This is a genomic window from Gilliamella sp. Nev6-6, from assembly GCF_001690605.1.
In the GTDB taxonomy this organism is placed as follows: Bacteria; Pseudomonadota; Gammaproteobacteria; order Enterobacterales; family Orbaceae; genus Gilliamella; species Gilliamella apicola_C.
Map to the genome: position 1 here is coordinate 1 of NZ_LZHP01000099.1, position 9,285 is coordinate 9,285.

At 30.0% G+C, this 9,285-nt stretch carries 8 protein-coding genes; 3 read left to right on the forward strand and 5 right to left on the reverse strand.

The features are described from left to right. Positions 1-388 precede the first annotated feature (388 nt). Positions 389-655, forward strand: coding sequence for a GrxA family glutaredoxin (locus A9G42_RS12240; protein WP_065653566.1), 267 nt, complete (start codon positions 389-391; stop codon positions 653-655). A gap of 54 nt (positions 656-709) precedes the next feature. Here A9G42_RS12240 and tsaB read toward each other — a convergent pair whose 3' ends face one another. The 4 genes from tsaB to A9G42_RS12260 form a co-directional block, all read right to left on the reverse strand. Next, a complete protein-coding gene (gene tsaB, locus A9G42_RS12245) occupies positions 710-1,390 on the reverse strand; it encodes a tRNA (adenosine(37)-N6)-threonylcarbamoyltransferase complex dimerization subunit type 1 TsaB (RefSeq protein WP_065583485.1) in 681 nt (226 codons plus the stop codon). 16 nt (positions 1,391-1,406) lie between these two features. Next, positions 1,407-3,323: an ATP-dependent DNA helicase gene (locus tag A9G42_RS12250; RefSeq protein ID WP_065588179.1), complete on the reverse strand. Its 1,917-nt coding sequence runs from the start codon at positions 3,321-3,323 to the stop codon at positions 1,407-1,409. Positions 3,324-3,554: 231 nt separating this feature from the next. After that, positions 3,555-4,529, reverse strand: a complete 975-nt coding sequence (locus A9G42_RS12255) for a glycosyltransferase family 8 protein (RefSeq protein ID WP_065588180.1) — start codon at positions 4,527-4,529, stop codon at positions 3,555-3,557. Positions 4,530-4,540: 11 nt separating this feature from the next. Further along, positions 4,541-5,518, reverse strand: coding sequence for a glycosyltransferase family 8 protein (locus A9G42_RS12260; RefSeq protein ID WP_065642610.1), 978 nt, complete (start codon positions 5,516-5,518; stop codon positions 4,541-4,543). A 153-nt stretch (positions 5,519-5,671) separates the two neighbouring features. Between A9G42_RS12260 and A9G42_RS12265 the strand changes: the two genes are divergently transcribed. Both A9G42_RS12265 and A9G42_RS12270 read left to right on the forward strand, forming a co-directional pair. Continuing rightward, a complete protein-coding gene (locus tag A9G42_RS12265) occupies positions 5,672-6,625 on the forward strand; it encodes a glycosyltransferase family 8 protein (RefSeq protein WP_065653567.1) in 954 nt (317 codons plus the stop codon). Between the two features lie 29 nt (positions 6,626-6,654). Next, the gene (locus tag A9G42_RS12270; protein ID WP_065642612.1) at positions 6,655-8,253 is read left to right on the forward strand and encodes a phosphoethanolamine transferase; all 1,599 of its coding nucleotides are present in this window, start codon (positions 6,655-6,657) and stop codon (positions 8,251-8,253) included. Between the two features lie 53 nt (positions 8,254-8,306). On the opposite strand, the gene A9G42_RS12275 is transcribed toward A9G42_RS12270, so the two are convergent. Then, complete coding sequence (locus A9G42_RS12275) at positions 8,307-9,275, reverse strand: glycosyltransferase family 8 protein (RefSeq protein ID WP_065642613.1); 969 nt, start codon at positions 9,273-9,275, stop codon at positions 8,307-8,309. Positions 9,276-9,285: the final 10 nt, after the last annotated feature.

The following is a 9,285-nucleotide window of genomic DNA, read 5'->3' on the forward strand; positions in this document are numbered from 1 at the left end:
CTCATACTTATTTTTAATTTTTTATCTATATAATATAAATGGTTAGCTTAATCTAACAAGCAATCAAAATGTATAGCATATTATATACGTAAAATAACCTAACCCTATTTTAGATGAAAATGCACTGTATGTTATCAACTTTTTTGTAAAGTTTTGTTAAGAATGGTATATGATGGATATTAAAATCCGCTAAATTTTTTTAATAATAAATCTAAATTACTAAAAAATAATCAAGCAGATTGGAACAATCTAATATAAAACCTGATTCGCTTCTCAAGTCGTAAATCAATAGATATAATCTATTTAACTGACAATATTTAACTACTTTTTTTCTTCAATAAGTGAAGTATATTAGGCTTATATTTAAAACAAAAGATAAAGGTGAAAAATGTATACTGTAATTTTTGGTCGCCAGGGATGTCCTTATTGTGTTCGTGCTAAAGAACTAGCTGAAAAACTTTCTCAAGAACGTGATGATTTTTCTTATCGTTATGTTGATATTAATGTTGAAGGTATTACTAAAGAAGATCTATCTAAAAATGTTGGTAAACCTGTTGAAACAGTGCCACAAATATTTATTGATGAAAAACCAATTGGTGGTTGCACCGACTTTGAAGCCTATGCTAAAGAACATTTGGGCTTATTTAAAGAGTAATCAAAATTATCAAGAACTAAGCCACCTTTAGGTGGCTTGTTTAAATAGTCATTATTAGCGACCAGGTAGTTTTTTCCATGTAACTTCGTTACGTAAATAAGTTGGTTCTACATCTTCAACATTAATTATTTCGCTTTTTTGCCATTTATTCTTAGCAAGAACAACAAGATCTTGTGCATGAGGCAATAGAATATCGCTTTGTTTTATATTATTCATCATATTAGGATAAGTTTGCCAACCAGTGCCGGCACAATAGCTATCATTAAGAATATGATCTACTTTTTCTATTACTTTTTCAGGTGCAATAACACATTCTGGAATAACCTCGTGCCATTGTTCGTTGCTATAATGATACTGTCCTAAGTAAACTTCATTCATTCTAGCATCAATAGCTGCAATGACATTTGTTGCATTTTGTGTACGATATGCCCCTTGCGCCAAAGTCATCAATGTAGATACCCCTATCATAGGTTTATCAATGCCTAAAGCTAAACCTTGCGCAACACCAATGCCAATCCTAACCCCTGTAAAACTACCAGGCCCTTGTCCAAAAGCAATTGCATCAACTTGAGAAAGAGAACAATCTGATTGTTTAAGGAGCTTATCAACCATTGGCAATATTTGTTTAGTGTGATCGCGAGCAGATACAACAAAATCATGAGTGATTTCGTTATGGTAAAATAAAGCGACAGAACAAGCTTCTGTTGAGGTATCAATAGCTAAGATGGTATTCATTTTTTTCCAAAATAATTTAATTTTTATAAGACTGTTTAGATAACAAGAAATTAATAACTTTATTTATATCCCGTGTTCTTGGCGATGGCGGCAAACTATTAATAAATGTTGCACCGTAAGGCCTCATAACCAAACGATTATCACAAATAATAACCGCACCACGGTCGTTGTGATGACGAATTAATCGTCCGACACCTTGTTTTAAAGTAATAACCGCTTCGGGTAATTGTACATCATAAAATGCATCACCACCTTGCATTTGGCAATCTTCCATGCGAGCTTTAATTAAAGGATCGTCTGGAGAGGTGAATGGTAATTTGTCTATAATAACACATGACAATGTATCCCCTCTAACATCAATGCCTTCCCAAAAGCTGCTTGTTGCAATTAATAAGGCATTACCGCTATGAATAAACTGCTCAAGTAATTTAACTTTACTTGTTTCACCTTGAACTAACACCGGTAATTTTGTTAACTCTCGAAACTGTTTAGCTAAGGCGTTCATCATCGCATAAGAAGTACATAAGAAAAAACAACGACCATTATTTGCTTCAATAACCGGTAGTAAAATATCAACCAATTTTTCAGCATTTCCCTTTTCATTTGGCGATGGGATATAACGAGGGACACACATAACAGTTTGATGCAAATAATCAAATGGACTTTCTAAAATAAGTGAATCAGCATTCGTTAATCCTAAACGTTTAGTAAAATAATCTAATTGGTTATTGACTGATAGCGTTGCTGAAGTAAAAATCCAACTACCTTTTCGTTCTGTTAATAATTCAGTGAATTTATCCGCTACGGATAATGGCGTTAACGCAAAAACAAAATAGTTATGGCTACTTTCATACCAATAACTAAAGCCAGTTACATTTGTTTCCTGCAACCGTTTTAAAAGTGTATTATATTGGTTAATTCGTTCCAAACAGTTATCTAATGTTGAAGAACGCCCTACAGCCAATAGTAAGACCTCATGACAAAAACTTAGAGCGTCTAAAAGATAAGTTAACTCTTTTTTTATCGCTTCTTGATTAAATAAAAAACGTAAATTACCTTTTGGCGATTGTTGATTGATCGCAATGCGTAAATCTTGAGTACATTTTTGTAGTTTGTCTGCACATTGTTGTAATTGTGACATATCTTTAACCTCAGTACGATAACAGAGGTTAATTTCTTTGGACAGATCAAATAGTTGCCTGCTACTTAGTTGTTGCCCAAAATAATGGCAAGCGAGATCAGGGAGCTGATGTGCTTCATCGAAAATCATTACATCAGCTTTAGGGATAAGCTCACCAAAACCTGAGTCCTTTACCACCACATCAGCTAAAAATAAATGGTGATTAACAACGACAATATCTGCATTTAATGCTCGCTTACGTGCTTTAACCACATAACAATCGTTATAATGTTCACAATCACTACCCAAACAATTATCATTCGTACTGGTTAATATCGGCCAAATTGGATTGTCTTCCGTAACAGTTGTACATTTGCTAATATCACCATCTTTAGTTTTGATTGACCAATTTTTTACACGCGCTAAATCAACACGTAAATCTTTATCAAGATCTCCCGCTGCGGCGTATTGATGATATAACCGCTCTAAACAAAGATAATTAGAGCGGCCTTTAAGTAAGGTTATCTTTCCAGAATAATTCAATGCTTTTTTGATAATTGGCAAATCTTTACTAAATAATTGCTCTTGTAAATTTTTAGAGCCAGTTGAAAGTATCACTTTTTTATCACTACGCAATGCGGGTACCAGATAAGCAAAGGTTTTACCAGTACCTGTTCCCGCTTCAACGACAAGTGAATGTTGTTTTTTTATTGATTCTGAGACTTTACTTGCCATGTTTCGTTGTGGCTCTCTTGCCACAAACCCATCAATAGCTTGAGCAAGCAAACCATTTTCTGAAAAATCATCAATCACTTAAAAGATACCTAATAAAAAGATAAGTTCAATACACAAAGCCGGTCGACTAAGAGTTTTAATAGTTGACATATAATACATCAATGACCTAGCCCAAAAGAAATATAATAGCCCGTTAAGTGAATCATTAGCATTATATTCTATATAATGAATCTATCCTTACATTTATTTCTAACAACTAATATTAAATTAGATTACATAACATTCAGAGCTAAATACTAATGCCGTAAACTATTTCGTAAATTTAACCCTTAAATAAATTAAATAGTGTTTTACCGATGCTAAATATTTTTTTTGTTTAAACATCAACCGAGAATAAGCGCGTATTGAGGAGGTTTTTTTGTCGTTATATAAAATTAAAGGATCATTCTTCCACGGAGATTTTTCTAAATAAAGATCATATAACTTAGAACGATAAGGCTGATGCCAAGGTTTGTTCTTTGTTATGTAATGAATTAACACAGTATCCTCAGGAACACTAGAGTCCTCATTACCATTGATTGACAATGCTAACAAATTATTACACTTCTTTGCTAATATAATTCTTTTTTCGCCTACTACTATATTTAATACATCTTGGTCAGGATAATGATATTTTTCGCCACTATTTAATAACTTTAATGTTTTTGAAGTAACATTTTCCTGATACCAAAGTGGTATATTAATTAACATCACACCAGAATTAAAATACGTCCCATAGGTTACATGATACTTTGCGCATTGCGAGTCCTGCATATATGGTTCATCAGCAACAGCCGCAACAATAGCATTATTTAGAGAAATTTCATTGATAAAATCAAATTTTTTTAAGCAAAGCGTATCGCTATCAACATAGAGTAATTTGTTAGTGACATCCTTTAAAATCATAGGCGCAATTAAGCGAACGCATGCCGCAATAGGAAACAGCTCAGTATTTTTTTGATCAACTTTAAATTGTTCATTAATAACATATTCAGTTATAGATGTATTATGGGATTTAATGGCAGCAAATTTTTTTCTATTATTATCAGAAACATTATGGGTAAAAATATGGAAATGAATCTGTTGTTCATTATTATTTTCAATTATTGAAATAATATCTACACCTGCTGATAAAGCATAATTGTCATCGAAACACAAAAGAATATGTAATATACTTTCGTTATCCCAAAAATCACATGAGAGTAAAAAATTCTTTTTATTAATAAATTTATCAACGTTAACCATAACATTACCCCTTAACGTTTTTTGCAAGTTTTATGCTTCAAATAAATCAAATAATATTTGAATGCAGCAAAATATTTATGCTGACTAGCTAGTAATTTTGCATACCGTCTAGTGGTTGATGGTGCGTTTTCATTGGCTAACAATAATTTATCTTTTGCCCATGGAGATAATTCGATATAATGTCGATACAGTGGAGTGATATAAAGTTGGTACCACGGTTTATTACCTGTGACATAATGGATAATTGCGCTATCATTGCTAATAAGATTATCTTCTCCCCCTCCCACAGTAAGTGAAGTGAGTCGATTGAAACGCCTAGGTAAAAATACTGTTTTACCTTGCATTAAAATATTTAAAACATCTTGATCCGCAAACTTGTATACTTTACCACTGTTAATCATTGCAAAGGCTTTTTCAGTAAGATTATTTTGCACCCACATATCTGTATTAATATAAATCATTCCAGCATTAAAGTATTCACCATGAGAAATACCACAGGCAAGACATTGTTTTTCTTGCGTCTTATCAACATCAGGAACTACTGCTGAATATTTATTAGTTAAATCGGTATTAATTAATTCATTGAGATTATCGGTACATAACACATCACAATCTAAATATAAAACTCGAGAAGTAACTTTATTTAGCATTTGTGGGACAATAAATCGTAAACAAGTTGATGCTGAAACATGTAAAACTAATGTATCGGGGTTTATTGAAAAATTATCACTAATTTCATAACAAATTATACTAATATTTTCTTTACTTAATTGATTAAATATTATAATTTTCTCATTAGAAACATTATTAGCAAATAAATGGAACACAAGATTTTTATCAGGATTATTTAAGATTACTGAAGACATAGCAATACCTGCTGGCATTGCATAATTATCATCAAAGCAAAATGCTATATGTAAGGTATTTAATGATTCTATAGTATTATTAAATAATGTTCTAATTTTGCTAATAAAAAGATTTTCTGCCATTTTTTGCCAATTTTTCAACTATGTTAAAGGTTAAAGAACTATTCTATTGTAACATAAGTTAAATTAAACAATGAAGTAATAATCAATTTTATGTTGACATATTAATTTGGTAATGACTAAATAACGCGGTTGAGTTTTTAAAGAGTATTAGAAATGAATAACAGAATTAACATTGCATATTGTACTGATTCAAATTATATTGAGCATGTAGGTGTGTCGATTACCTCTATTATGCTTAATAATATGCATAATAATATTCATTTTCATATTTTTTTATACGATGTATCTCCCAAAGACCAACAAAAATTACAAAAAATTAGCCCATTAATTAATATCTATATTATTCCTTTTGAAGAGCTAGCTAAATATAAAGATCATAAGAGCAATAAAATAACTCATATTAACCGCTCAATGTATATCCGATTATCAGTTCCAAGACTATTATATGGCAAAATTGATAAATTTATTTACTTAGATGCAGATACCCTATGTTTTTCTGATTTATCGCCTATTTTAAATATCAATATAGATTCGGTTATTTGTGCTGTCACACCTGATTCGTTAGATAAAAAGAAGATGTTAAAAAACACAGAAAGGCTTGAACTTACTTCAGAAAGCTATTTTAACTCAGGTTTTTTATACATTAACACTGACAATTGGATTAATTTTGATACGGAGAATAAAGTAAACACAATATTACTATCTGCAAAAACAGAACGTTTAATTTACCCAGATCAAGATGTGCTAAATATAGTTCTACAAAATCAAGTCTCATATATAGATCCTAATTGGAATTACTTATTTACTTGGATGGATGATAAACAAAAGGAAACATTTTTTTATAATAAAAAATCTTTACCCTATATTATTCATTTTACTGGTCCTAGGAAAATGTGGTACACCGAAAATGAAGGTCTTGCACAAAATTTATATACATATTATAAGCATTTTACCCCTTGGGCAAATAGCCCACTAAAATCATATCAGAACAAAATGAGGCCAGTCGATTATAGAGTTTTTTCTGCACAATTTTTTAGGAAAGGTTCCATTTTAAAAGGGATAAAATTTTACATCACTTACTTAATTAAAAAATTACTATATAAATAGATTATGGAAATGATTAAAGGTTCTATCTAATGTTAAAAATAAAAAATTTAAGTATTCCAATTTTAACTAAACAAAACATTTTGGTTGTCGCGTACTTTGCAGTTATTTTGATCGCTTTTTATATTATAAATATTGGTAATTTAAACAATTTTAGTTATACGTTTCTAATCTATATGCTTTTTTTGGCATTTTTCCCAAAAACTAGATGGATAAAATTACCAATATTTGGAATATTCAATTTTATTTTAGCTATAGAATTATTTTTTACTATAAAATATGGTTACGTTTCAAAATCTCTTTTAAAAACAGCTTTAGAAAATGATACAAACCAAAGTTATATAATGATAAAAAATGAACTTGCCACAATCATATTACCTTCTTTATTCTTTTCATTAATTTATACTTATTTTATATATAATAATATTAAAATATCTTTTAAAAATAAAAAATTATATTGGTCTATAATTTTTACTTGTTGTTTTTTCTTGTTTAAGAATACTATATATTACTATTTATCGAACAAAAGGCATATTATTGAATTTCAAGTCGATCCGTTCTTTTCTTTAAACAAATCTATACGTATAAAATATCCGGTAGTGATTGGCAACTCAACCATACTATTAACCTATTATTTAGGATTTACAGAAAAGTATACTGAAACAATTGAGCATGAAAAATTTAATAGCTCAATAAGCAATCCTCATACTCCTATTACTTTTGATAAATATAAGAATATTATTTTTATTTTGGGTGAATCTGCATATCGTGATCGACACAGTATTTACGGATATAAAAAAAATACAACGCCAGAAATGCAAAAAATATTTTCCCAAACCAACGGTTGTATAATAGATAAAGTTCACTCACCAGCATCTATAACTAGAGATGCTATACCAATGTTATTTTCTTTTGCAAAACCCAATAACGAATTACCATTATTAGAAGAAAAGAACATAATTGAAATGGCTAACCTTCAAAATTATAATTCTATATGGATATCAAAAAATCGTGAATCAGGCCCTCATAGTAGTAAATACTCCATAATAGCAAAACTAAGTAATATTTTTATTGAAGGTTTAAATGATGACCTAGCTCTACCAAAGCAATTAGTTGAAACTAACTTTCAAGATAATGAAAAGAACTTTATAGTTATCCATTTAGCTGGAAGCCACAAACCTTATAAACTTGGCTACGACGAGTTAGATATTTTAACCTTACCCAATGGCGATGAATATGATTTAACTATCCATCATACAGATAGAGTCATAAAACAAATTTATATGATTTTGAAAGAAAAATTGGATAATTTTATTCTAATTTATACCCCTGATCATGGAGAAATTGTTAATCTAGGACATGGCCTGTTAAGACAATCAAAAGAATTTAGCAACCAGTTTGAAATCCCTTTGATGATGTACTCGACTTATGACAATTACCCATGTCTAGAAATTGAAAACTATCGTAATCCTACTAAAATGATAAACACATCTAATCTTGTTTACTTATTAAGTAAATTACTCGGCTACTCCGTTAGCATAGATCAATCTTTTATTGAAAACGATTTAATATTATCAGTGGATGGGCAATCATATGAGTACCAAACTTTCATAAAACAATATCAGCACTGACATTGTTTTTACCTCTTTTTGGGAATAATACTAGATTTGGTGTGTCTAAAAAATCATGTCAATTTCTTAGACAAATAAAACGAGTAAAACTTCAAGGCGGTGATAATTTTTCCTTTTTTCAAACAATATTTGGCGTAATGACGTAACCACGACTTTTTTAAAGATAAAGGTCGTTTTGTTGCTTTCCAAGGCGATAAATCAAAATATTTTTTGAACAATTTAGAATCAAACGTTTGATACCATGGTTTATATCCAGTCACATAATGCAATAATACTGTATAGGGCGCTATTAACTGTTCTTCTTTACAGGAAGTGGTTATATGAATTTTTGTATTATATTTAATCGGCAGAAGGCGAGTTTTATTTTCTAATAAAATATTTAAAACATCTTGATCGGCAAACCGATAAATATTTCCATCATTTATCATATTCATACACAAAGATGTCATATTGTTCATGTCCCATTGTTGAGTATTTATTAGCAAAACACCGGCATTAAAATATCTATCAAAGTTGATTTGATATAAATCTTTTATAGTATCCCTCATCACACTATCATCAGGTATTACGCCAGCGACATAATTTTCTAACGCTGAATTATATAGTTTACTAATTGATTTTAGGCATAAAATATCACTATCAAGATATAAAAACTTATCGGTTTGATCTTTTAAAACATCGGGAATAATAAACCTAACACATGACATAGCAGATAAATAACCTAAAACTAATGTTTCCGAATTAATCTGAAAATTGCTATTTAAATAATATATTTTTATCGTGCAAGCACTACTTACTAATTGCTTAAACTTTTTCAAATTATTCGGAGATATGTTATCCACAAATAGGTGAAAGCATAAACATGCATCTGGGTTATTATAAATAACAGAGGAAATTGTCACTCCAGCAGGCATTGCGTAGTTATCATCAAATGCCAATGCAATATGCATTATATCTGATCTTTGCTGATTTGATTTTGAAAGGTTTTGTACTTTACTAATATAAATTTGTTGATTAGACATTTGCTATTTT